20 protein-coding genes are annotated in these 20,795 nt (G+C 72.8%); 8 read left to right on the top strand and 12 right to left on the bottom strand.

All coding sequences use genetic code 11. The features are described 5' to 3' along the window. Positions 1-3 precede the first annotated feature (3 nt). The gene (locus ACWC5O_RS01030) at positions 4-411 is read left to right on the top strand and encodes a Zn-ribbon domain-containing OB-fold protein (RefSeq protein WP_450589201.1); all 408 of its coding nucleotides are present in this window, start codon (positions 4-6) and stop codon (positions 409-411) included. Then, positions 408-1,181, top strand: coding sequence for an enoyl-CoA hydratase/isomerase family protein (locus ACWC5O_RS01025; RefSeq protein WP_450589202.1), 774 nt, complete (start codon positions 408-410; stop codon positions 1,179-1,181). The genes ACWC5O_RS01030 and ACWC5O_RS01025 overlap by 4 nt, the downstream gene beginning before the upstream one ends. On the opposite strand, the gene ACWC5O_RS01020 is transcribed toward ACWC5O_RS01025, so the two are convergent. The 3 genes from ACWC5O_RS01020 to ACWC5O_RS01010 all read right to left on the bottom strand — a co-directional run bounded on the left by ACWC5O_RS01020 (position 1,178) and on the right by ACWC5O_RS01010 (position 5,090). Further along, entirely contained in the window at positions 1,178-1,753 is a 576-nt protein-coding gene (locus tag ACWC5O_RS01020) for a hypothetical protein (RefSeq protein WP_450589203.1), read from the bottom strand. The genes ACWC5O_RS01025 and ACWC5O_RS01020 overlap by 4 nt on opposite strands. A gap of 75 nt (positions 1,754-1,828) precedes the next feature. Next, positions 1,829-4,177: an outer membrane protein assembly factor BamB family protein gene (locus ACWC5O_RS01015; protein ID WP_450589205.1), complete on the bottom strand. Its 2,349-nt coding sequence runs from the start codon at positions 4,175-4,177 to the stop codon at positions 1,829-1,831. Between the two features lie 190 nt (positions 4,178-4,367). Next, the gene (locus ACWC5O_RS01010; protein WP_450589207.1) at positions 4,368-5,090 is read right to left on the bottom strand and encodes a VOC family protein; all 723 of its coding nucleotides are present in this window, start codon (positions 5,088-5,090) and stop codon (positions 4,368-4,370) included. Positions 5,091-5,224: 134 nt separating this feature from the next. Here ACWC5O_RS01010 and ACWC5O_RS01005 point away from each other — a divergent pair, with 134 nt between their 5' ends. After that, a complete protein-coding gene (locus ACWC5O_RS01005; RefSeq protein ID WP_450589389.1) occupies positions 5,225-5,860 on the top strand; it encodes a TetR family transcriptional regulator in 636 nt (211 codons plus the stop codon). A 48-nt stretch (positions 5,861-5,908) separates the two neighbouring features. Here ACWC5O_RS01005 and ACWC5O_RS01000 read toward each other — a convergent pair whose 3' ends face one another. From ACWC5O_RS01000 to ACWC5O_RS00990, 3 genes are all read right to left on the bottom strand, one after another. Further along, complete coding sequence (locus ACWC5O_RS01000) at positions 5,909-10,081, bottom strand: trypsin-like peptidase domain-containing protein (protein ID WP_450780877.1); 4,173 nt, start codon at positions 10,079-10,081, stop codon at positions 5,909-5,911. Further along, entirely contained in the window at positions 10,081-10,455 is a 375-nt protein-coding gene (locus ACWC5O_RS00995) for a CU044_2847 family protein (RefSeq protein ID WP_450589211.1), read from the bottom strand. The genes ACWC5O_RS01000 and ACWC5O_RS00995 overlap by 1 nt, the downstream gene beginning before the upstream one ends. Positions 10,456-10,587: 132 nt before the next feature. Continuing rightward, on the bottom strand, positions 10,588-11,049 hold the full coding sequence (locus tag ACWC5O_RS00990) for an Lrp/AsnC family transcriptional regulator (RefSeq protein WP_094217252.1): 462 nt from the start codon (positions 11,047-11,049) through the stop codon (positions 10,588-10,590). Positions 11,050-11,131: 82 nt separating this feature from the next. On the opposite strand from ACWC5O_RS00990, the gene ACWC5O_RS00985 reads away from it, so the two are divergent. Continuing rightward, the gene (locus ACWC5O_RS00985; protein WP_450589212.1) at positions 11,132-11,752 is read left to right on the top strand and encodes a LysE family translocator; all 621 of its coding nucleotides are present in this window, start codon (positions 11,132-11,134) and stop codon (positions 11,750-11,752) included. A gap of 78 nt (positions 11,753-11,830) precedes the next feature. Here ACWC5O_RS00985 and ACWC5O_RS00980 read toward each other — a convergent pair whose 3' ends face one another. Both ACWC5O_RS00980 and ACWC5O_RS00975 read right to left on the bottom strand, forming a co-directional pair. Then, the gene (locus tag ACWC5O_RS00980) at positions 11,831-12,307 is read right to left on the bottom strand and encodes a nitroreductase family deazaflavin-dependent oxidoreductase (protein ID WP_450589214.1); all 477 of its coding nucleotides are present in this window, start codon (positions 12,305-12,307) and stop codon (positions 11,831-11,833) included. Continuing rightward, positions 12,307-13,545, bottom strand: a complete 1,239-nt coding sequence (locus ACWC5O_RS00975; RefSeq protein ID WP_450589216.1) for an acyl-CoA dehydrogenase family protein — start codon at positions 13,543-13,545, stop codon at positions 12,307-12,309. Before ACWC5O_RS00975 ends, ACWC5O_RS00980 begins: the two co-directional genes overlap by 1 nt. Positions 13,546-13,663: 118 nt before the next feature. On the opposite strand from ACWC5O_RS00975, the gene ACWC5O_RS00970 reads away from it, so the two are divergent. Beyond that, the gene (locus ACWC5O_RS00970) at positions 13,664-14,830 is read left to right on the top strand and encodes a thiolase C-terminal domain-containing protein (protein ID WP_450589218.1); all 1,167 of its coding nucleotides are present in this window, start codon (positions 13,664-13,666) and stop codon (positions 14,828-14,830) included. Between the two features lie 10 nt (positions 14,831-14,840). Here the strand turns inward: ACWC5O_RS00970 and ACWC5O_RS00965 are convergent, their stop codons facing one another. Continuing rightward, a complete protein-coding gene (locus ACWC5O_RS00965; protein ID WP_450589219.1) occupies positions 14,841-15,830 on the bottom strand; it encodes a CorA family divalent cation transporter in 990 nt (329 codons plus the stop codon). A 192-nt stretch (positions 15,831-16,022) separates the two neighbouring features. On the opposite strand from ACWC5O_RS00965, the gene ACWC5O_RS00960 reads away from it, so the two are divergent. Both ACWC5O_RS00960 and ACWC5O_RS00955 read left to right on the top strand, forming a co-directional pair. Further along, positions 16,023-16,700: a pyridoxine/pyridoxamine 5'-phosphate oxidase gene (locus ACWC5O_RS00960; protein WP_450589221.1), complete on the top strand. Its 678-nt coding sequence runs from the start codon at positions 16,023-16,025 to the stop codon at positions 16,698-16,700. Positions 16,701-16,718: 18 nt separating this feature from the next. After that, positions 16,719-17,075: a hypothetical protein gene (locus ACWC5O_RS00955; RefSeq protein WP_450589223.1), complete on the top strand. Its 357-nt coding sequence runs from the start codon at positions 16,719-16,721 to the stop codon at positions 17,073-17,075. Here the strand turns inward: ACWC5O_RS00955 and ACWC5O_RS00950 are convergent. Genes ACWC5O_RS00950 through ACWC5O_RS00940 form a run of 3 tightly spaced genes read right to left on the bottom strand, consistent with a single transcriptional unit; the run spans position 17,044 to position 18,789 of the window. Further along, positions 17,044-17,937 carry a GNAT family N-acetyltransferase gene (locus tag ACWC5O_RS00950; protein ID WP_450589224.1) on the bottom strand — a complete coding sequence of 298 codons (894 nt, stop codon included), beginning with the start codon at positions 17,935-17,937 and terminating at the stop codon, positions 17,044-17,046. The two genes, ACWC5O_RS00955 and ACWC5O_RS00950, sit on opposite strands and share 32 nt — an antisense overlap. Positions 17,938-17,953: 16 nt before the next feature. After that, complete coding sequence (locus ACWC5O_RS00945; protein ID WP_450589226.1) at positions 17,954-18,343, bottom strand: Zn-ribbon domain-containing OB-fold protein; 390 nt, start codon at positions 18,341-18,343, stop codon at positions 17,954-17,956. After that, positions 18,343-18,789 (bottom strand): DoxX family membrane protein, encoded by a 447-nt coding sequence (locus tag ACWC5O_RS00940; RefSeq protein WP_450589228.1) that lies wholly within the window; start codon positions 18,787-18,789, stop codon positions 18,343-18,345. The genes ACWC5O_RS00945 and ACWC5O_RS00940 overlap by 1 nt, the downstream gene beginning before the upstream one ends. A gap of 216 nt (positions 18,790-19,005) precedes the next feature. Between ACWC5O_RS00940 and ACWC5O_RS00935 the strand changes: the two genes are divergently transcribed. Then, on the top strand, positions 19,006-20,613 hold the full coding sequence (locus ACWC5O_RS00935; protein WP_450589230.1) for a subtype B tannase: 1,608 nt from the start codon (positions 19,006-19,008) through the stop codon (positions 20,611-20,613). The last annotated feature ends 182 nt before the right edge of the window (positions 20,614-20,795 follow it).

The raw sequence follows: 20,795 nt of genomic DNA, 5'->3' as shown, positions 1-20,795 counted from the left end.
GCCATGCTGACCCCCGTCACCGACACCGACGGCGCCCCCTTCTGGGAGTACGCGGCCCATGGCGAGCTGCGCGTCCAGGCCTGCGGCGAGTGCGGCGAGTTCCGGTTCCCGCCCCGGCCCTGCTGCCCGCACTGTCAGTCCTTCGTGAGCGAGTGGCGAGCGGTGTCGGGGCGCGGGCGCGTGTGGTCGTACGTCCTGCCGCATCCGCCGCTGCTGCCCGAGTACGCGGAGCAGGCGCCGTACAACGTGGTCGTCGTGGAGCTGGAGGACGCGCCCCGGATACGGCTCGTGGGAAATCTGGTGAGCCGTGCCGGGGCTCCTCTCAACTCCCTTGATCCCCAGCGCATACGGATCGGCGGCCGGGTCCAGGTCGTCTTCTCCGGCGGGCTTCCGCAGTGGGTGCCGGCGTGAACGCCCTCCAGTTCTCGGCCGACAAGGACACCGGCGTCGCCGTCGTCACGTTGAACCGGCCGGAGCGGCTCAACGCCGTCGACGCGGACATGGTGGACGAACTCACCGCCCTGTGGAGGGAGTTGCGCTTCGAGGACTCCGTGCGCGCCGTCGTCCTGACCGGGGCCGGGGAGCGCGCCTTCTGTACGGGCATCGACCGGGCCTTCGTCGTGCCGCAGCCCTCGTCGCCGTACATGCAGGACGACCCGCTGCTGCGGATCGGGCCGAAGGCGAACGACCTGTGGAAGCCGGTGGTGGCCGCGGTGCGGGGCATGGCCTGCGGCGGGGCGTTCTATCTGCTGGGCGAGAGCGAGTTCGTCGTCGCGGACACGACGGCGGCCTTCTTCGATCCGCACACGACGTACGGGATGGTCAGCGCCTACGAGCCCGTGCTGATGGCCACGCGGATGCCGTACGGGGAGGTGGCCCGGATGATGCTCATGGGCTCCGCCGAGCGGATCTCGGCCCGGCGGGCCCACGAGATCGGGCTCGTGTCCGAACTGGTCGAACAGGGCGAAGCGTTGGAGGCGGCCGTGCGCTGTGCCACCGTCATCGCCGGGTATCCGACGGAGGGCGTGCAGGGGACGGTACGGGCCCTGTGGGCGGCCAAGGAGGCCGGCCGGGCCCAGGCGTTCGCGCAGGCGCCGCACCTCATCGCCCTCGGCAATCTGCCGGCCGAGCGGCAGGGGGAGTTGTTCGTGGGGCGGCCGCGGGAGTACCGGGTGCGTTAGGGCCTGACCTGGGCCTCCGGGTGCGCCTGACAGTGGTCGACCTTCAGCCGGAGGCGCTCGCCGACCGTCACTTGGGTGGTCGCCCTGCCCTTCGCGGGCACCGTGACCGTGTAGGAGGCATTGTCGAGGACCTCGGTACCTTCGTCGTCGTAGAAGGTGACCCGGGCCTGGAACTCGGCCTCACGGTTGTTCGGGTTAGTGATCTCGACCGTCGCATACGGCTTCTTCTCGGTCGCACAGCTGATCAGCTTCGCCGTACCGTCCTCCAGCCGCTTGCCGCTCCCACCGGAAGGGGTGGACGTGGCCCGGTGGGTCGGGCGCCGGGTGTAGTAACCCCCGCTGGTACTGCCACTCGTACTCGTACCGCTGCTGCCGTAACTGTCGTCGTCCGAGCCGCCACCCGAGGTGGACGAGGACGAACTGTCATGGTCCTGGTGGGAGCTGCTGCACCCGCCCCCGCCGCCTCCGCCGCTGTGGCGGCTGTGGTGCCGGCCGGTCGAGAAGCCGGTCAGGCTGAGGACCACGAAGGTCAGTACGGCAGTGAACTTGAGTGTGCGCCCCCGTGTTCTCATGCAATCACCCTAACGGCGGAGCGCTCACCCCGTGGCAGTGCTCCCGCACCCGGGGTGGCGTCTCTCGTCACGTGGTCAGGCCGTTCGGGCCGTCCCCGTCCCCTTCTCCGCGTCGAGCGCGTACACGCAGCGGTCCTTGCTGCACGCGTACACCACGCCATCCTTGACGACGGGCGAGCCGGTGATCTCGCCGCCGGTGGCCAGCTTCCACCGGAGCCGGCCGTCGTCGGCCTTCAGCGTGTACAGCAGGTGGTCGGTGGAGCCGAAGTGGATGCGGCCCTCGGCGACCGCGGGGGCGCCCACGACGTCGCCGCCGGCCTGGAAGCGCCACTTGGGGGTGCCGGTGACCGCGTCCAGGGTGTACAGGCCCTTGCCGCTGCCGACGTGGACATGGCCGGCGGCGACCAGGACGGGCTCGACGGAGGAGCGGGCCTCGGTGGCGATGCGCCAGCGGTCGCGGCCGTCGGTGGCGTCCAGGGCGTAGACCGTGCCCAGGTAGTCGGCGAGGTAGATACCGCCGCCGGTGACGGCCGGGCCCGGGGCGAAGGCGGGCGGGCAGAGGAAGACCGCCGGGGCCTCGAAGTGCCAGCGCACCATGCCGCTCGCCACGTCGATGGCGAGGACGCGGGTACCGGCGGAGACGTAGACGTAGCCGTCGGGGGCCGGGGTGATGCGGACCGGGACGCCGCCGCAGGAGGCCGCGTCGCCGATGGGGTACGACCAGCGCTCCTCGCCGGTGCGGGCCTCCAGGGCGCGCAGCCGGGCGTCCTGCCAGACGTAGACGGTGCCGTCGTGGACGGCGGGGCCGGCCTCGGGGGACTCGAAGTCGGTCTGGCAGCCGGAGATCTCCCACAGTTTCTGGCCGCCGGAGGCCTCCCAGGCCTGGACGCCGCCACCACGGGTGCCGGTGACGACCGTGCCCCGGTCGGCGTGCAGGGAGTACACCCAGGCGTCCGTGGACAGCCGCCACAGGTCGGCGCCCTCGCGGGCGTCCAGGGCGAACAGGGTGGGGCCGTCGGAGGCGTGGATACGGCCGTCCGCCACGGCCATCGACCAGGCGACGTCCCTCGTCTTGAAGCGCCGGCGGCCGGTGGCCACGTCCAGGGCGTGCACCTCGAAGGAGGTGACGTAGACGAGGTCGCCGTCGACGGACGGGGTGCCCCAGACGTCGTTGGACATGCGGAAGCGCCAGGGGCGCCAGCCGGACGCCGTCTCCGGGGGCGCGGGCGGGGCGGGCGGTACGGCAGGGCCTACGGCAGGGTCTGTGCCGTTGACGCCGGGGCGGGGGCGGGACCAGCTGGCGACCAGGCCGGCCTCCGGCGGGGGTGCCTTGACGGCGGCGGCGCGGGCGTCGGCGACCCGGGGGCCGGGGCCGATGGGCACCTGGGCGCCGGCCAGCCGGACCGGGCCGGTGTCGGGCGCGCCCGCCGCACCGACCGGCGCGGGGTCGTAGGACGGCGGTGGGGGTACGGCGCCCCGGCCGGCGCTGCGGGGGCCGGGCGAGGTGGGGGCCGGCTTGGCGGCGGGGCGGCCGCCGCGGCGGGCCTCGATGAGGGCGACGGCCTTCTCCGGCAGCCAGGCGGAGGCGGTGCCGCTGTCGTCGGAGCCGGAGCCGAACAGGTGCGGGGCGAGCTGGGCCTGGAGGTCGGCCGGGGAGGGGCGGCCGGACGCCTCCATCTGCATACAGACCTCGATGAGCGGGCGCAGCTCGTCGGGCAGGCCGGTGAGGTCCGGGCCCTCGCGCAGCAGCATGAAGACGGTCTCGACCGGGTTGGCGCCGTGGAAGGGCGGGTGGCCGGTGGCCGCGAAGACCAGCATGGAGCCGAGCGAGAAGACGTCGCTGGCGCCGGTGACGCTGCGGGAGTCCTTGGCCTGCTCGGGGGACATGTAGGCGGGGGTGCCGACGGCGACGTTCGTCATTGTCAAACGGGTGTTCGAGACGCCGGAGGCGATGCCGAAGTCGATCACCCGGGGGCCGTCCTCGACCACCAGGACGTTGGAGGGCTTCAGGTCACGGTGGACCAGGCCGGCGCCGTGAATGGACTGCAGGGCCTCCGCCACGCCCGCCGCCAGCCAGCGCACCGCCTGGGCCGGTAGCGGCCCGCAGTCGTTCACTATCTCCTCGAGGGAGGGGGCGGGGACGTAGGCCGTGGCGAGCCAGGGCACGGCGGCGCGCGGGTCGGCGTCGACCACGGCAGCCGTGTAGAAGCCGGAGACCGCCCGGGCCGCCTCCACCTCACGGGTGAAGCGGACGCGGAAGAGCTGGTCCTCGGCCAGCTCGGTGCGGACCGTCTTGATCGCCACGCGCCGGCCGGACGCCGAGCGTGCCAAATAGACCAGCCCCATGCCGCCGGCCCCCAGCCGGCCCAGCACCTCGAACGGCCCGATCCGCCGCGGATCGTGCTGCGTCAGCTGATCCACCACTTGCCTGCCACCTCCCCGTACGAGCCGCGCCACCCACATATGTACGCGACCGAAGTGCAGCGTCTCACCACCGCACCGCCATGGCGGCACGCACCCCGATTCTTCCTGGCCGGGCGGCTGGTTGCGAACCCGGTGATGAATCGGGGTGTCTTATGCCGAATACGGTCATTTCATCGCCGTAGTGCCTGCCTCACCGCTGCAGTACCGCGAACGACGCCCCCTGATTGTCGGTGACGACGGCCACTCGTCCGTACGACGTCTCGAAGGCTGGAGCCTGGACCCGCCCGCCGAGCCGCTGTACGGCCCCGACGGCGTCGTCCAGGTCCGTGACCCGGAAATGGGTGAGGAAGTGCGACGGCATCTCGGCCGGGAAGACGTCGGAGACGTCCGCGCGGCCGAAGTCCGGCTCGGCGTCGGCGCCGAACAGGGCGTCGTGGAAGAGGCCGCCGTAGAAGGTGTTCGCGGCGGCGGTGTCGTGGGTGTACAGCTCGACCCAGACGAAGGTGTTCGGCTCGTGCCGCCGCCCGAAGCCGGGGTGGTCGGCGGACTGCCACAGGCCGAACACGGCACCCTGGGGGTCGGCGGCAAGGGCGGCGATGCCCAGGTCGCCCACCGGGAAGGGGGCCATGACCACCTGCCCGCCCGCCGCGACGATCCGCCGGCCGAGGGCCTGGGCGTCCGGAGTGGCGAAGGACACCGTCCAGACGGTGGGCATCCGACCGTCCGTCTTGGGGGCGAGCGAGGCGACGGGCTCGCCGCCCAGCAGGGCCCATACGGCGGGGCCCAGAGCGCCCTCGAAGGTCCACCCGAAGAGCTCACCGTAGAACCGCTTGCCCGCCTCGACGTCGGGAAGCTGGGCGTCCACCCAGCAGGGGACGCCCTCTCCGTACACCGATGCCCTGTTTTCGGCCATGTCGTCAAAGTAACCGCGCCGCGCGCACCCCGCAGACCAGCCACACCACCCCCGATGCCCCCATGCACCCCATTTGCAGTCGGCCGAATCGCGCTCCGATCACCCCTCGGTAAGCTGACGGCATGACAGGACAAGTGCGTACCGTCGACGGCCGCGTGGCCGGCCGGCGTGGGCAGGCGACCCGGCAGAAGCTGCTCGACTGCCTCAGCGAGATGCTCAGCTCCTCCCCCTACCGGGACGTCAAGGTCATCGATGTCGCCCGGAAGGCGGGCACTTCGCCCGCGACCTTCTACCAGTACTTCCCGGACGTCGAAGGTGCCGTCCTGGAGATCGCCGAGCAAATGGCCGCCGAGGGCGTCGGGTTGACCGAGCTGCTGGAGGGCCGGAGCTGGGCCGGCAAGGCCGGGTGGCAGACAGCGCAGGAACTCGTGGACGGGTTCCTGGAGTTCTGGCGCAGGAACGACGCGATCCTGCGCGTGGTCGACCTCGGTGCCGCCGAGGGGGACAAACGGTTCTACAAGATCCGTATGAAGATCCTGAACTCGGTGAACAACTCCCTCGTGGACTCCATCGCGGAACTCCAGTCCAAGGGCAGGGTCGACAAGGACGTGAACCCGGCCGCGGTGGCCGGGTCGCTGGTCGCGATGCTCGCGGCGGTGGCCGCGCACCAGAAGGGCTTCCAGACCTGGGGCGTCAAGCAGGCCGAACTCAAGCCGAACCTGGCCCTGTTGGTGCACCTCGGCGTGACAGGCAAGAAGCCGACGAAGTAGCACCCGGCCCTTTTTCCAGGTCCCAAGTCCTGTCTGGCAGGCGGTGGTTCACCCGAGTGGACCGCCGCCTGCTTTCTCTTCCGGCCCGGGTACGCCACCCGGGGCCTCGGTGGCCTCCGTCCCGCCCACGGCCTCGGCGACATCCGCCCAGCTCCGGTGCCCGGGCCCGTTCGCCGTCAGCCACTCCCGTGCGTAGCCGCACACCTCGGCCCGGCGGTCCAGGGGCGGCGCCGGGTCGCGCAGCAGGGCGAGGAGCACATCGGCCGCGATGGGCCGGGAGGCGTTCTCGGCCAGCCAGGCGAGCGCACGGGTCACGGCGGCCGTCCGCCAGGGGGCGGGTCCGGTGTGCCGGAGCAGTTCGCCCAGCGGGCGTCCCACCACCGCGCGGGTCGCCCGGAAGTCCAGCCAGGCCAGGAACAGCTCGGCCGCGCGGGCCAGTTGCTCCTCGGTGAGGTCGCGCTGGGCCAGCAGGTGCGCGTACACCGCACTGGGGTTGCCCGTGCCGGGCGGGCCGAACTGGTCCAGCCAGGTCAGCGTGTGGTCGATCAGCGCCGCCCGCTGCCGCGCGCCGACCGGCACCGAGTGCAGCAGACCGATGAGGTGGGCGGCGACCGTACGGCCCTTCCTCGACCGGTTCACCACGTACGGGACCAGTCGGGCCGCGTGCTCCGGGGCGGGGCCGGGCCGGGCCAGCAGCGTCGCCAGCAGGGCGATGCCGCCGTCGGCCTCCGGGTGGCGTTCGAGCCAGGCCACCGCCAGGGCCTCGGTGACGGCCCGCAGGTCGCCGACCACGTCGGCGCGGGTCAGCAGCGGGCCCAGCACCCGGTCGGCGCCGGGGCTCGTCGCGTGGTCCCGGAGCCACCGGGTGGTGGCCCGCAGCGTGGCGGTGGCCTCGTCCGGGCCGAGGGTCTGCAGGATGAGCAGCGGCTCGAGGACGAACCCCGCCTCGTCGCTCTCGGCGTGCCCCGCCAGCCAGGCGAGGGCACGGTCCACCACCTGCCAGGCCTGGTCCTCGGGTAGGGCGTCGCGGTGCAGCAGCAGGGGGCGCAGGACGTAGCTGGCGTGCGGTTCGGTGCCGTGCTGGGCCAGCCAGTCCAGGGCGAGACGGGTGGTGTCCGCGCGGCCGGGCTCGGCGGTGAGGAGGTCGTCCAGCAGGAAGCTGGCCTCGGTGGCGGTGCCGTACCGCTTCAGCCACCGTACGGCCCTCTCGGACGCCTCGGCCCAGGCCTCGCCGCCCGGCGGGAGGCGGCGGAGCAGCCAGTGCAGCAGCGCCGAGTCCGGCCCCTGGCCGTGGACCCGCAGCCAGCGCAGGACCGCGTCGACGACCTCCTGGAGGAAGGGCTGCGGCAGGTCGCCGCGCAGGAGGTCGGCCAGCAGGTGCTGCTGGGACTCGGTCACCGGCTGCTGCCGGAGCAGCCTGCCGACGCGCTCGGCGGCCGAGTCGTCCCAGCGCACCAGGGCGCCGAGGACGAACTCCTGCGGTTCGCCGGCGCTGCGGGTCAGCCACTTGTTCGCGTGTCCGACGGCCTGCTGGGCCTCCTCCTCGGTGAGGTCGAAGCGCAGCAGGGGGCGCAGGACGAAGGAGGCCTGCGGGCGCTCGCGGTGGTCGCGCAGCCACTTCAGGGCCTGGCCGACCGCGCGGTCCCGGTGTCGCCCGAGGTCCGTGCGCCGCAGAAGGCGCGGCAGGACGAACGAGACGCCGGGGTTGCCGTTCTGCCGGACGACCCAGGTCAGCGCGGCGTCGAGCACGGATTTGGCGTGGGGTCCGAGGTCGTCGCGGTCGAGCAGCGGGCCGAGCACCACGGAGCCGGCCGAGTGCCCCGGGTTGCGGCGTATCCACTCCCGGGCCGCCTCCACCACCCGCCGGGCGGTCCCGGGGGTCAGCTCCGGGCGGCCGAGGGCGGCGGCCAGCAACTGGACGGAGCGCCGTTCGCCCTGGTGGCGCCGCACCCAGGCCAGGGCGCGGTCGGCGACCACGTCCAGCCGGTCCGGCGCCAGGCCCTCCGCGTACAGCAGGGCCTGCAGGAGCAGGCCCGTCTCCGGGGCGTGGCGGCGGGATTCCAGGCAGGCCAGGGCGCTGCCGAGCAGCTGCTGCGGCAGCGGTCCGACGATGCGGTCCACGGCCTGGGCGAGTACGGCGGGCAGGGCGCGGGGCCGCTCGCGCTCGATCTGGTCCAGCCAAGGTGCGACCAGCTCGTCCCAGAGCCGGAGCATCCCGGCCTGCCAGGGGGTGCGGGCCATCAGGTCGAACGCGGTCTCGCCGAGGGCGTCGCCGGCGAGCAGCTGGCCGATCGGGTCGGCCCGCACCTCCAGCCAGCGGGCGCACGCGTCCTCGATCCTGGCCTGCCGGGCCGCGTCCTGGTCGGTGGTCCAGCGGGAGAGGTGCCGTACGGCCTGGGTGAAGGCCGGGCCGCGGTCGAGCAGCGCGTCCAGGAGTTCCTCGGCGGTGCCGCTCTGGACGGTCTGCCCGGGGACCAGCGTGGCGCCGAGCAGACCGTCCGCGACGATGTCGTGGACCAGTTCGAGCCGGTCGGCGCCGCCCACCAGCCAGCCCTGGTCGCGCAGCAGGGCGAGCACGTCGCCGCCGCGGAGCCCGAAATCGCCGTCGGCGCGCTGGTCGAGGGCCCGGTCCACGGCCTCCCGCACGGCGGCGGAACGGTCCTGCGGGCAGGCCAGCAGGGCCACCGTGGAGGCCAGCAGCGCCACGCGCGGACGGGACAGACCCGCCTCGCGGTCCCCGGCGGTCGGGACACCGAAGTCGCGTTCGAGCCGCCGCCGCAGCCAGTCGAAGAGGCTGCCCCGGCGCAGGTCGGAGAGGTCGGGGGCGTCCTGCCCGGCCCGGGCCTGCTCCTCCAGCGCCCGCGCGATCAGCAGGGCGAGGACCGGCCGGTCGCTGCACGCGGCCACGAGCCGGTCCTCGCCCCACCGCCGCCAGGCCTCCGGAGCGACCTTCTGGAAGATCGCGGCGGCCACCCGGGCGCGGTACTCCTCACCGTCCTCCAGGGGCACCCGGCCGAAGACTCCCTGCACCTCCGACACCTGGAGCGCACCGGGCCGGGCGGAGGCCAGGCAGGCCACCCGTCCCTCCGGGTCGAGGGTCTGCAGTTCCCGGCCCAGCTCCGTCAGCCCGAGCTGCGAGTAGCTGTCCAGATAGTCGAGGACGAGCAGGACCCGGGCCGCGTCCGCGACCCGCGCGTGCGCCAGGGCCGCCTGTACGAGGTGCTCGGCGGTCACGGCGGACCCGGGTGTCACGTGCAGGACGAGCCAGGCGCCGGCGGGTTCCTGTCCGGCCAGCTTCGCCACCTCGAAGCAGGTACGGGTCTTGCCGGCCCCGGCCACGCCCTCCAGCAGCACCCCGCGCCGAGGCTCCGCGTAACCTCCGGGCTCGTACTGTGCGTCGAGCCGGTCCAGCAGGCGGACCGGGGCGGCGCCGCTGCCCGGTCCGGGGCTGACGAACTCCAGCTGCTCCGCGGTGAGGTACTGCTCCTTGTCGTCGAGGTCCCGCAGCACCTGCCCGTGTGTGCGCAGGTGCGGGGAGAACCAGGACAGCTCCCGCGGGGCGAGCGCGGCGAGATCCTCGGTCCTGGCCGTCCACACCGAGTCGCGCAGCCAGCCGTCGGTGCTGTTGTAGCGGGCGCTGACCACACCCAGGACCGCGTCGTCAGAGGTGCGGCGCACGGGGGCGCCGCTCATGCCGCGCAGCAGGTCCTTGGTGCGGAGGCGGCCGAGCCGGACGCCGTCGTCCCGCTCGGTCGTGCGCTCGCAGCGCCCGCCGGCCCTCAGGTACCGGTAGGTGTGCCGGTCGTCGTAGGCGGGGACCACCCCGAAGCCCTCGATGACCAGCTCGGTGCCGGGTTCCACGGTCTCCGTCGGCATCGCGCGGGTCACGGACGCGGGAAGGGGGCTGTCGGTGCGCAGAACGGCCAGATCGTGCGCCTGGTCCACCCGTTCGACCGTGGCCGTGCACGCCGGGCCGCCCGCCAGCGGGGCGAAGCGCACCTGCGCGCCCGGGACCGCGAGGCCGATGCTCTCCAGGACGTGGCAGGCGGTGGCGAGGACGCCGGGCGAGAGCTGGAAGCAGGTGCCCACCGGGTCGTCGGCGGCGGGGGGCAGGACGCTGCCCAGGTATCCGGGGACGCCGGAGGACGACGAGGAGGACGAGGAGGACGAGGAGGACGAGGAGGACGAGGAGGACGAGGAGGACGAGGAGGACACAGACATCAGGACGCCTCGTCGTCCGCTTCCTCGTCGCCGGCCGCCTGGGCTCCCCTCCCGTCGTATGTCAGCTTCACCTTGAGGGTGACCTCGCCGCTCGCGCCGGCCACGATGATGTCGCCCTTGGCCGAGAACTTCACCCCGAACTCCACCTCCAGGGCGTCCGGCCTGGCCGCCCGGCCCGCCTGGCGCAGAGCCGCCGCCGTGGAGGTCGCGATCTCCACGATCGTCGACTGCGCCTGCTCGAAGGCGTCCCGGACGTGCCCGGCGAGGTTCCCCGGCCGCGTGGCCGTCGGCTCCGATCCCGGCAGCCGCACGTCGACGGCCTCCACCAGGACCTGGACACCGCCCACTTCGACCGGAATGTACATGCCGTTCATGTCCGCCCCCGCCTCCCGGATCCGCTGATCGCGTTCTCGGTGTACCACAGGTGACTCCCGCCCCACAGGAGTCAACTCCCTTTCCACACGCACGATTTGAGCCATCGGGCAGCCGGGGGGGCGCCCGCCGGGCTATCCCCGCGCCGCGGGCAGCGGCCGGTCCTGCACCACGTGCTTCATCACCAGCGTCGAGGTCAGCCGCTGCACCCCCGGCAGTGTCGCGAGCCGCTCGTCGTACAGCCGCTGGAAGGCGGCGAGGTCGGCGGTGGCCACCCGCAGCAGATAGTCGGGCTCGCCGAACAGCCGCTGGGCGTCCAGGACGTGCTCCAGCTCGCTGACCGCCCGCTCGAACTCGGCGACCGTCTCCCGGTCCTCCTGCCGCATGGAGACGAAGACCAGCGCCTCGAAGTTCAGCCCGAGCGCGGCCGCGTCCACCACCGCCCGGTAGCCCTGGATGGCACCGGAGCGCTCCAGCTCGCGCAGCCGCCGGTGGCAGGGCGAGACGCTCAGGCGCACCCGGGCGGCCAGCTCGGTCACGGTCAGCCGCCCGTCCTGCTGCAGCTCGGCAAGGATTTTCCGGTCCACGTCGTCCATGAAGAAGATAATTGCTCAGATTTCGCGATCATGGGCAAATTTCAGGAACACTTTCGGGCCATTCACGCCTAATGTCCCCAGCATGGACTCAGGACTGCTCTTCTCCTTCCTCGCCGTGGACCTGCTGCTGGTGTGTGTGCCGGGCGCGGACTGGGCGTTCGTCATCGCGACCGCCCTGCGCGGCCGATCGGTGCCGCGCGCGGTGAGCGGCCTGGTCTCCGGCTACGCCCTGCACACGGTCCTGGCGACGGCGGGTCTCGCGGTCCTGGTGGCGGGCTCGCCCCGGCTGCTGACGGCACTGACCGTGGCGGGCGCCGGATATCTCCTGTGGCTGGGCCTGGGGGTGCTGCGCCGCCCGGCCGTCCCGGGAGCGGCGGACGAGACCGCTGGCGCCGACCGGCACCTGTTCCTGCGGGGCGCCACGATCAGCGGCCTGAACCCCAAGGGCCTGCTGCTCTACCTCTCCGTGCTCCCCCAGTTCCTCACCCTCCGCGGCGCCCACCTGCCCATACCCGCCCAGACCGCGGCCCTCGGCCTGCTGCACATGGCGTGCTGCGCGGCCGTGTACCTCAGCGTCGGCGCCCTGGCCCGCGTCCTGCTGGCGGCCCGCCCGGCAGCGGCCCGCGCGGTCACCCGCACGTCGGGCGCGGCGATGCTCGGAATCGGAGCGTTCCTGCTGCTGGAACGCCTGGCGACGCTCTGACGACCGCTTCCCCGCCGACCACTCCCTCGCCGACCCCTTCCTCGACGACTCCTTCCTCGACGACCCCTTCCTCGACGATCACTTCCGTACGAGCCGAAACACCCTGATCTCCCGCTCCACCCGCGCCTGGTACGTCGCGTACGGCGGCCAGAACGCCAGCAGCGTCTTCCAGGCGGCGGCCCGTTCCTCCCCCTCCAGCAGCCGGGCCGTGACGGGGATGTCCCGGCCCTTCCAGCTGATCGAGGCGTCCGGATGGGCGAGCAGGTTGCGGGTCCAGGCGGGATGGCCGGTCCGGCCGAAGTTGGAGCCGACGAGGAGCCAGCCGCGCCCGTCCTCCTCCGGCATGCAGGCCAGCGGGGTCCGGCGCGGCAGCCCGCTCCTCGCCCCCGTCGAGGTGAGGATCACGCCGGGCAGCAGCTGCGCACTGAGCAGCACCTTTCCCCGGGTGAGCCGGTGGACGGCCCGGTCGAGGGCAGGGATCACATGCGGGGCGACCTTCGCGAAGGCCCGGGTGGCGGACACCTTCTGCACGAACCGCACGCCGACGCCGGCCATCAGACCGCCACCTCCCCGCGCACGAACAGCCCGGCCTCCTCGGCGGCCCGGTCCCGCAGCCGGTGCACGGGCCCGAACAGCAGCTCGTCCCCGGCCGCCCGTTTGAAGTACAGGTGGGCCTCGTGCTCCCAGGTGAAACCGATCCCGCCGTGCAGCTGGACCGCCTCCCCGGCCGCACACCGCAGCGCCTCCAGCGCCTGCGCGAGCGCGAGCCCGCCCACCCGCCCACCCGTCTCCCGCCGCCACCCTTCCAACGAGGCGCTTCGCGCCGCGCCTTCTGATTCACGCACCGTCCCCCAGGCGGCGTAGTACGCGGCCGAGCGGGCGGCCTGCACGCCCACGTACACATCCGCCAGCCGGTGCTTGACCGCCTGGAAGGAGCCGATGGCCCGCCCGAACTGCTCCCGCTGCCCCACGTACTCCACGGTCCGCTCCAGCGCCCGGTCGGCGGCCCCCACCGCCTCGGCGGCGAGCACGGCGGCGACGGTGTCGCCGAGTCCGGCCAGGGCGGGAAGCACGTCCTGGCCGGCCGGACCCAGCGACTCGGCCGGTACGTCCCGGAGTTGGATCCGTCCCTGCGGCCGGGTGGCGTCGAGCGCGGTCTGCCGGGCCCGTACGACCCCCACCGCGTCCCCCGCGACCAGGAACAGCAGGGTCCGGGAGCGCGCGTAGCCGCCGGTGTGCGCGGCGACGACGAGCAGCCCGGCGCTGTGCCCGTCCAGCACCTGGTCGACCTGCCCGTACAGCCGCCACCCGTCCCCGCTCTGCCGCGCCTGCACGCCTCCCGCCCGGCCCCCGCCGGCCCACTGGCCGCCGTTGCCGCCGGTCAGGGCCAGCGCGGTGGTGAGGGCGGGGCCGGGAACGGCCAGAGTGGCGGTGAGGGTGCCGGCGGCGAGGCGGGGCAGCAGGTCGGCGCGCTGGGCCTCGGTGCCGAGGGCGAGGATCAGCGGGGCCGCGAGGACGGAGGTGGCCAGCAGCGGGGAGGGGGCGAGCGTCCGCCCCGTCTCCTCGCAGGCGAGGGCGAGTTCGGCCGTCGAGCAGCCGACGCCGCCGTAGGCCTCGGGGAGGGCGAGCCCGGGCAGGCCGAGCCGCCCGGCGAGGGCGGACCACAGCGCGGGGTCGTACCCGGCCGGGCTGTCGAAGGCGGCCCGCAGCGCCTCGGTGCCACAGCGTTTGTGGAGCAGTTCTCGCAGGGTACGGCGAATCTCGTCCTGCTCGGCGGTGAGACGCGTGTCCATGGCTGATCCGATCCCTCCGACCTGATCTGACGGTGCGTCATATTAGGGCGGCTGGAGAGCGAAGCCCAGGGGTGCGACACCTGCCGCGCGCCGCCGGATCTGATGTACCGTCAGATTCATGAAACCCGGGAACCGGAAAGTCGCCGTGGCCGGGGTGGCCCTCTCCGACTGCGGCCGCGTGGACGACACGACCCCGTACGCCCTGCACGCCCAGGCGGCCCGCCGCGCCCTCGCGGACGCGGGCCTGGACCGCACCCTGGTGGACGGCTTCGCCTCGGCGGGCCTCGGCACGCTGGCCCCCGTGGAGGTGGCCGAGTACCTGGGCCTGCGCCCCACCTGGGTGGACTCCACCTCCGTCGGCGGCTCGACCTGGGAGGTCATGGCGGCCCACGCGGCGGACGCGATAGCGGCCGGCCATGCGAACGCCGTACTGCTGGTCTACGGCTCGACTGCGCGGGCGGACATCAGGGCGGGCCGCCGGACGGGAAACCTGTCCTTCGGCGCGCGCGGCCCGCTCCAGTTCGAGGTCCCGTACGGCCACACACTGATCGCCAAGTACGCGATGGCGGCCCGCCGTCACATGATCGAGCACGGCACGACGATCGAGCAGCTGGCCCAGGTGGCGGTCCAGGCCCGCGCCAACGCCGCCCTGAACCCCGAGGCGATGTTCCGGGACCCGGTCACGGTCGACGACGTCCTGTCCGGCCCGATGATCGCCGACCCCTTCACCAAGCTGCACTGCTGCATCCGCTCGGACGGCGGGGCGGCGGTCCTGCTGGTGGCCGAGGAGTACGCACGGGACTGCCGTACGGCTCCCGTCTGGATCCTCGGCACCGGCGAGCACCTCTCCCACGCCACGATGTCCGAATGGCCGGACTTCACCATCTCCCCGGCGGCGGTGAGCGGCCGGCTCGCCTTCGAGCGGGCCGGGGTACGCCCCGCCGAGATCGACTTCGCCGAGATCTACGACGCCTTCACCTACATGACCCTGGTGACCCTGGAGGACCTGGGTTTCTGTGCGAAGGGCGAGGGCGGGGCGTTCGTGGAGAAGGGCCGGCTGCTGGTCTCCGGGGAACTCCCCGTGAACACGGACGGGGGCGGCCTGTCGGCTCAACACCCTGGCATGCGCGGGCTGTTCCTACTGGTGGAGGCGGTACGGCAGCTGCGCGGGGAAGCGGGTGCGCGCCAAGTACGGCTTCCCGGTGGCGAGTTGCCGTACCTCGGTGTCGCCTCCGGCACGGGGGGCTGGTTCTGTTCCTCGGGGACGGTGGTGCTGGGCCGGTGACGAGGCCGGCTCAGCTGTCGTCCGTACTCTCCTCGTCCCGCAGTCTGCGCCAGACGCGGGTGCGGTGCAGGACGTAGAGCGCGACGAACACCACGGCGACCTGCAGTCCGATGGCGAGCAGCCAGAAGACGGCCGCGCTCTCCAACTCGTCGGTCAGGTAGGTGAAGTTCATGCCGAAGAACCCCGTCAGGAACGACAGCGGCAGGAAGATCACCGACACGATGGCCAGCCGGTTGATCACGGCGTTCTGCTCGCCGGAGACGAGGGTGGTGTAGCTGGCGAAGGCGCGCCGGGAGGCGTCCTGGAGGGACTCGATGTCCGTGTGCACCAGCCTCGCCGTGTGCTGGAACTCCTGGGCGAGCCGCTGGCGCTCCTCCGGGAGGCTGCGGTGCATCATCCTCCGGGTGAACATCTCGTCCACCACCTGGAGGTAGGGCAGGAGCGTGTGGTGCAGGAGGGCGGAGTGCCGTCGTAGCTGTGACAGCCGGTAGATCTGGTCGGGGTGTCGTCCCTCGAACATCTCGTCCTCCAGTTCCTCCACCAGCAGCAGGTCCTGCACGGCGGACCGGCGGTAGGTCGCCAGGGCCTCCTGGAGCAGCAGGAAGAGCACGGCCACGGTGTCGGAAGGCTGCTCGCTCCGCAGCTGCGCGGTGAGGCTCTCCCGCAGGCCGACCTGTCCTCGGTGCACCGTGATCAGATACCGATCGGTCACCAGGGCATGGACATGAGCGACCCCGCCATCCGAGACCACGGGCACGACGAACGCGGCCTGGTCCCCGAGGAACTGGGCCCGCGCGGGTTCGCCCTCCCTGCCGAGCCAGGCCAGACCCTCTGCCTCCAGGCCGAGCTGGTGCGAGACCGGTGACGCCTCGACCGGCGGCGCCTCGGGCAGCTCGATGTCGACGAGCAGAAAACCGGACGTGGCGAGCCGCTCACGTGCCTCCGCCACGTCCGTACGCGTGACGCCCCCCTCCGGCATCGACACCACCGTTACGATCATCGCCCCTCACCGCCGGTCCCGAAGCCCGCAGGTCCCAGCCTGCGTACACTCCGGCGGCCCCGCATGCGGGGGAAGTCCGGACGGCGTACCCGAACGAGGGCCCGGAGCCCGCCCGCCGTTCCACCCCTGGCTGCCAGAGCTGGTCGGGTCCTCGCGCCGAGGGGATCCGCATGCGCCGCCATACTCGGGGGCATGGAAACGGATCTTCACGGGCTCCTGCGGTCCCTGCGGGTGTGGTCACCCGAGGAGACGGAGCTACGGCCCTTCGACCCGGACAAGGCGCCTTCGGCACCGCTGCACCTGTTCACCAGCTGGTTCGCGGAGGCCGTGGAGGCGGGTCAGCCGGAGCCGCACACCATGGCGCTGGCGACGACGGACGAGGACGGTCTCGCGGACGTACGGATCGTGATGCTGCACGGTGCGGACGCGGACGGCTGGTCCTTCGCCACACACGTCACGAGCCGCAAGGGCCGGGCCCTGACCGCCCACCCGTACGCGGCGCTGGCCTTCTACTGGCCGGTGCTGGGACGGCAGGTGCGGGTGCGGGGTCCGGTGACGTCGGCACCGTCGCAGGAGAGCCAGGCGGACCTGCACGCCCGCTCGACCGGGGCCCTGGCGGCGGCGCTCACCGGGCGGCAGAGCGCGGAGCTGTCCTCGCTGGAGGAGCTGCGGCAGGCGTCGGAGGCCGCCTGGGAGCGGGCCCGGCGAAACCCGACGGAGCCGTCCGAGACCTGGACGCTGTACCACCTCCAGCCGGAGGAAGTGGAGTTCTTCCAGGGAGACGCGGCCCGCAGACACGTACGTCTGACATACCGCCGGACAGAGGCCTCGGACGCCGCCGGCTGGTCCAGGCACCTGCTGTGGCCGTGAGAGGCTGCGGGGGGCGGCATGAAGTGGCTGATGCGGGGCCGCAAGCCTCGCACACCCGAGGTGCCGGGAACGGGCCGGTGGCACTGCCCGGTGTGGCCAAGACGGCCACGCCGAGCGCGACGCCTCGACGTCCTGCGTCACGAAGGCGGCCCGCCCCTCGCCCACCTGCGCTACAGGGGCACTCCGCGCTCCGCCGACGGCGGCTGCTTCCTCGCCGACGTCTTCGAGCCCGACGGCTCCGGGTTCCTCGACCAGCCGGGCGACCTCGTCGGCCCGTGGGCCGGGGAGGTCCCCCTGCCCGGCCCCTGTCTGCTGTACGCCCGGTCAGACGGGCCGTGGTCGATCAGTGTGCGCCCGGTGGGCGGCCAGGCCTGAGGCCCTCGAACTCCCACACCGCGAAGTCCGCCACGCCCCGGTAGCCGATCCGCTGGTACAGCCCGTTGCTGGTGCGGTTCGCGAGGTCGGTGAAGAGGAGGATCTGCTCCGTCCCGGACTCCAGGGCCGCCCGGCTCACCTCGGCGGTCACCGCGCCCGCGTAGCCACGGCCGCGCAGGTGCGCCGGGGTGTACACCGTCTGCACCCGCACCTGGCCCGCCGTCTCCGGTGTCACCCCGGCCATGGAGACGGGAGTGCCGTCGGGGGTTTCCCAGAGGGTGAGGCCGCGGTGGGCGAGGCGGGCGTCGGTCCACTCGGCCGCGCCCTGGCCGGCGCGCAGGCCGGCCGCCGCCATGAACTCGTCGTACCAGCGCATCAGCACATCCCGGTCCACCGGGCCGGCCACCCTGGGGCGCCCCTCGGGCAGCCGCTCCGGTGCGGTCAACTCCGCGAGCCGGTAGAGCCGTTGACGATGGCGGATCCCGCCCGTCGTGCCGGTGCGCCGCTGCCAGGCCGCGGCGAAGGCGGCCGCCGTGTCCTGTTCGGCAAAGACGCCGGAGACCGGACGGCCGAGGTCCAGCAGCCGGGCCGCCAGCGCATCGGCCTCCGCCGCGGCGAGCAGGGTGGCGTTGACCGGGTAGGGCGGGGTGTGCAGCAGCGTCGCCCGGACCCGGCCGTCCTCGTCGCTCAGTGTCCCGAAGAGCGGTGCATCCTCACCGAAGGCCCGCGGTCCCCGTCTGCGCAGCGCGTCCGTCACCGTCAGCTGCACCGTGTGCAGGGCCGGCCGGGAGCGCAGGAAGTCGTCGGCGCGGGTGAGGAACCCGTCCAGGTCGTGGGTCAGGTGCCAGGCGTCCGGATGCATCCCTCCATGGTTCCGCTCAGCCGGCCGGCCTGAACACCGGTTTTCCCTCCCGGAACGTCACCCGCAGGGGCATCCCGGCCGCCATGTCCCGGCACTCCACCAGCTCCGTCATCATCCGCGGGCCCTCCGCCAGGTCCACCACCGCGGCCACGTACGGGGTGCGGTCGCCGAAGGGCGGGAGGTCGTTGCGGTGCACCGTGGACCAGGTGTAGAGGGTCGCCCGGCCGCTCGCCTCCTCCCAGGTCACCTCCTCGCTCCAGCAGTGCGGGCAGAACTCGCGGGGGTAGTGGTGGGCCCGGCCGCAGGTGCCGCAGCGGCGGATCAGCAGCCTTCCCTCCGCCGCCGCGTCCCAGTAGGGCCGCGTGAAGGAGTCGGTCTCCGGCTCGTCGAAACGCGCCGCGCTCATCAGAACCACCCCAGTGCCGCGTCCACCGACCACGTCTGCCCCGCCATGCCGAAGAAGCCGACCAGCGAGATCAGCGCCATCATCGAGTTCTGCCCCTGTTCCGCCCAGTCGTGGATCATGAGGACGAAGTAGAGGACGTTCAGGGCCAGGCCGCCCAGCAGGGCCACCGGGGTCAGGAAACCGAGGATCAGGCCGAGCCCCAGGGCGAGTTCGGCGTAGGCCACGACGTACGCCATCAGCTTCGGCCGTGGTGTCACCACCGTCCCGAAGCCCGCCCGCACCGGGGCCCAGCGGTGCTTCTCCGCCACGCCCGCCGCCCAGGCGATACCGCCGCCCTCGAACCACGTCTTCTTGTCCTTGTGCCGCCAGCTCTCCAGCCACCACAGGCCGAGGCCTATGCGCAGCACCGCGAGCCACTCCGCGCCGTCGAGCCAGATCGCGTCCATGGATCTGACGGTACGTCAGACAGCAAGGAAAGCCGAGGGGGTTGCAGTCGATTCGCTGTGCGTTCGCCGTGGGGCTGTGGGCGGCCTGTGAATCACCGGCAGATTGTTGACGATTTTGTTGGCGCCGAATTACGTTCGCAAGCGCAAGGCCAGGAGCCGGCGAGACGAGAGGGCAGCAAGGTGAAGCACAGGGCAGTAAGGCGCAGGACCGTCGTCATGGGCATCGGCGCCACCGCCGGTGTCGCGGCAGTGGGCGGCATCGCCCTGAGCGCGCACGCGTCGAGCGACTCGGCGTCCTCGGCATCCTCGGCGTCGGCCGCGGACTCGCTGGTCTTCGACCCGGACGGCTACACCAAGCTGACCACGACGGTCACGGACACCGACGGCACCGACCACGCGGTCACGTACCACTTCTGGAAGGCGATCACCTACGTCGCCGATCCGGTCGACAAGACCTACCAGAGTCTCAACGTCAGCGTCCCCGTCGAGATCGACGGCACCGCCGTGGACGCCTCCGGCGCGCCGATCCTGTTCGCGAACTCCGTCGGCGGGTACATGCCCTCCTCGGTGGCCGACGCCACCGGGATCGGCGGCGGGGGCATGTCCGGCGGCGGTGCGCCCGGCAGCGCGCCCGGCGGCAGCGCCGCGCCCAGCGCCTCCGCCCCGGGCGCGGGCGCGGGCGCGGGCGGCAACACCAACGCCACCGGCGGCGCCCTGAACACCAACCAGCTCCTGGCCCTGGCCGCCGGCTACGTCGTCGTCGAGCCCGGTGCCCGCGGCCGTACCCTCAAGAACTCCGACGGCGAGTACTACGGCACCGCGCCGGCCGTGATCGTCGACCTCAAGGCGGCGGTGCGGTACGTGCGGTTCAACAAGGGCCGCATCCCCGGGAACGTCGACCGGATCGTCTCGGCGGGCACCAGCGCGGGTGGTGCCGTGTCCGCGCTGCTCGGCGCGTCCGGTGACAGCCCGCTGTACGACAAGTACCTCAGGGAGCTGGGCGCGGCCGACGCCAGTGACGCGATCTTCGCGACCGGCGCATGGTGCCCGATCACCGACCTGGAGCACGCCGACGGCGCCTACGAGTGGAACTGGGGCACGAACGTCACCCAGTCCACCGGCAAGGCCGTCGACCAGAGCGTCTCCAGGGACCTGGTCTCGCAGTTCGCCGCGTACCAGGCCGGCCTCCACCTCAAGGGGCTGAACGGCTTCGGTCCGCTCACCGCCCGCAACCTCGACGACTACCTCGTGAAGCAGTACCTGGAACCCTCGGCCACCAGGTACCTCGCGGACCTGTCGGACGCCGACCGGGCGACCTACCTCGCCGCGAACACCTTCATCACCTGGGAAAACGGCAGGGCCACCTTCGCCTGGGCCGACTTCCTCACCCACGTGGGCGCCCGCAAGAAGACCACCCCGGCCTTCGACGCCTTCGACCTGTCGGCGGGCGAGAACAACGAGTTCGGCGCCGGGACGACCGAGTCCCGCCACTTCACGGCGTACAGCCTGGAACACGACGCCACCGGCGTCACCGGCACGCGCCTCGACAGCGACATCCCCGAGAAGCTGCGGCTGATGAACCCGATGCACTTCCTGGCCGGGAAGGCCAACCCCGGCCGCTCGAAGCACTGGTGGATCCGGCTCGGCACCAAGGACTCGGACACCTCGCTGACCGTGTCCGCCAACCTCGCGGCGGCCGCCGCGGGCCTCGGCGACGACGTCGACCACCTCTACTACTGGGACCAGGGCCACGGCGCCAACACCGACCCCGGCGACTTCGTCAAGTGGATCGCCAAGGTCACCGGGTACCGGAAGGCCCGGTAGAGGAACCCCGGAAGACCGGGCGGAGGCATCCGCGAAGGCCCGGTGGAGGACCGCGGTGCCCGTCTCCCGTCATGCTTCGGACACCGCCCCGCCGCGATGCCCGGCCCCTGCGCACCGGGGCCGGGCATCGCGGTGTTCGTGCACCACTTCCGCCCATCCGAGACACCTACGACACCTGTCCC

The sequence above is a fragment of the Streptomyces sp. NPDC001450 genome (assembly GCF_053597295.1).
The sequence above is the reverse complement of the archived record's forward strand: the minus strand, read 5'-3'. Positions and strand labels throughout refer to the sequence as shown.

What these genes read in the sequence shown, in the direction of transcription:
- ACWC5O_RS01030 (WP_450589201.1), top strand. Translation starts at nt 4, where the DNA reads ATGCTGACCCCCGTCACCGACACCGACGGCGCCCCCTTCTGGGAGTAC.
- ACWC5O_RS01020 (WP_450589203.1), bottom strand. Translation starts at nt 1,753, where the DNA reads ATGAGAACACGGGGGCGCACACTCAAGTTCACTGCCGTACTGACCTTC.
- ACWC5O_RS01010 (WP_450589207.1), bottom strand. Translation starts at nt 5,090, where the DNA reads ATGGCCGAAAACAGGGCATCGGTGTACGGAGAGGGCGTCCCCTGCTGG.
- ACWC5O_RS01000 (WP_450780877.1), bottom strand. Translation starts at nt 10,081, where the DNA reads ATGTCTGTGTCCTCCTCGTCCTCCTCGTCCTCCTCGTCCTCCTCGTCC.
- ACWC5O_RS00995 (WP_450589211.1), bottom strand. Translation starts at nt 10,455, where the DNA reads ATGAACGGCATGTACATTCCGGTCGAAGTGGGCGGTGTCCAGGTCCTG.
- ACWC5O_RS00990 (WP_094217252.1), bottom strand. Translation starts at nt 11,049, where the DNA reads ATGGACGACGTGGACCGGAAAATCCTTGCCGAGCTGCAGCAGGACGGG.
- ACWC5O_RS00985 (WP_450589212.1), top strand. Translation starts at nt 11,132, where the DNA reads ATGGACTCAGGACTGCTCTTCTCCTTCCTCGCCGTGGACCTGCTGCTG.
- ACWC5O_RS00980 (WP_450589214.1), bottom strand. Translation starts at nt 12,307, where the DNA reads ATGGCCGGCGTCGGCGTGCGGTTCGTGCAGAAGGTGTCCGCCACCCGG.
- ACWC5O_RS00975 (WP_450589216.1), bottom strand. Translation starts at nt 13,545, where the DNA reads ATGGACACGCGTCTCACCGCCGAGCAGGACGAGATTCGCCGTACCCTG.
- ACWC5O_RS00970 (WP_450589218.1), top strand. Translation starts at nt 13,664, where the DNA reads ATGAAACCCGGGAACCGGAAAGTCGCCGTGGCCGGGGTGGCCCTCTCC.
- ACWC5O_RS00965 (WP_450589219.1), bottom strand. Translation starts at nt 15,830, where the DNA reads ATGATCGTAACGGTGGTGTCGATGCCGGAGGGGGGCGTCACGCGTACG.
- ACWC5O_RS00960 (WP_450589221.1), top strand. Translation starts at nt 16,023, where the DNA reads ATGGAAACGGATCTTCACGGGCTCCTGCGGTCCCTGCGGGTGTGGTCA.
- ACWC5O_RS00955 (WP_450589223.1), top strand. Translation starts at nt 16,719, where the DNA reads ATGAAGTGGCTGATGCGGGGCCGCAAGCCTCGCACACCCGAGGTGCCG.
- ACWC5O_RS00950 (WP_450589224.1), bottom strand. Translation starts at nt 17,937, where the DNA reads ATGCATCCGGACGCCTGGCACCTGACCCACGACCTGGACGGGTTCCTC.
- ACWC5O_RS00945 (WP_450589226.1), bottom strand. Translation starts at nt 18,343, where the DNA reads ATGAGCGCGGCGCGTTTCGACGAGCCGGAGACCGACTCCTTCACGCGG.
- ACWC5O_RS00940 (WP_450589228.1), bottom strand. Translation starts at nt 18,789, where the DNA reads ATGGACGCGATCTGGCTCGACGGCGCGGAGTGGCTCGCGGTGCTGCGC.
- ACWC5O_RS00935 (WP_450589230.1), top strand. Translation starts at nt 19,006, where the DNA reads ATGGGCATCGGCGCCACCGCCGGTGTCGCGGCAGTGGGCGGCATCGCC.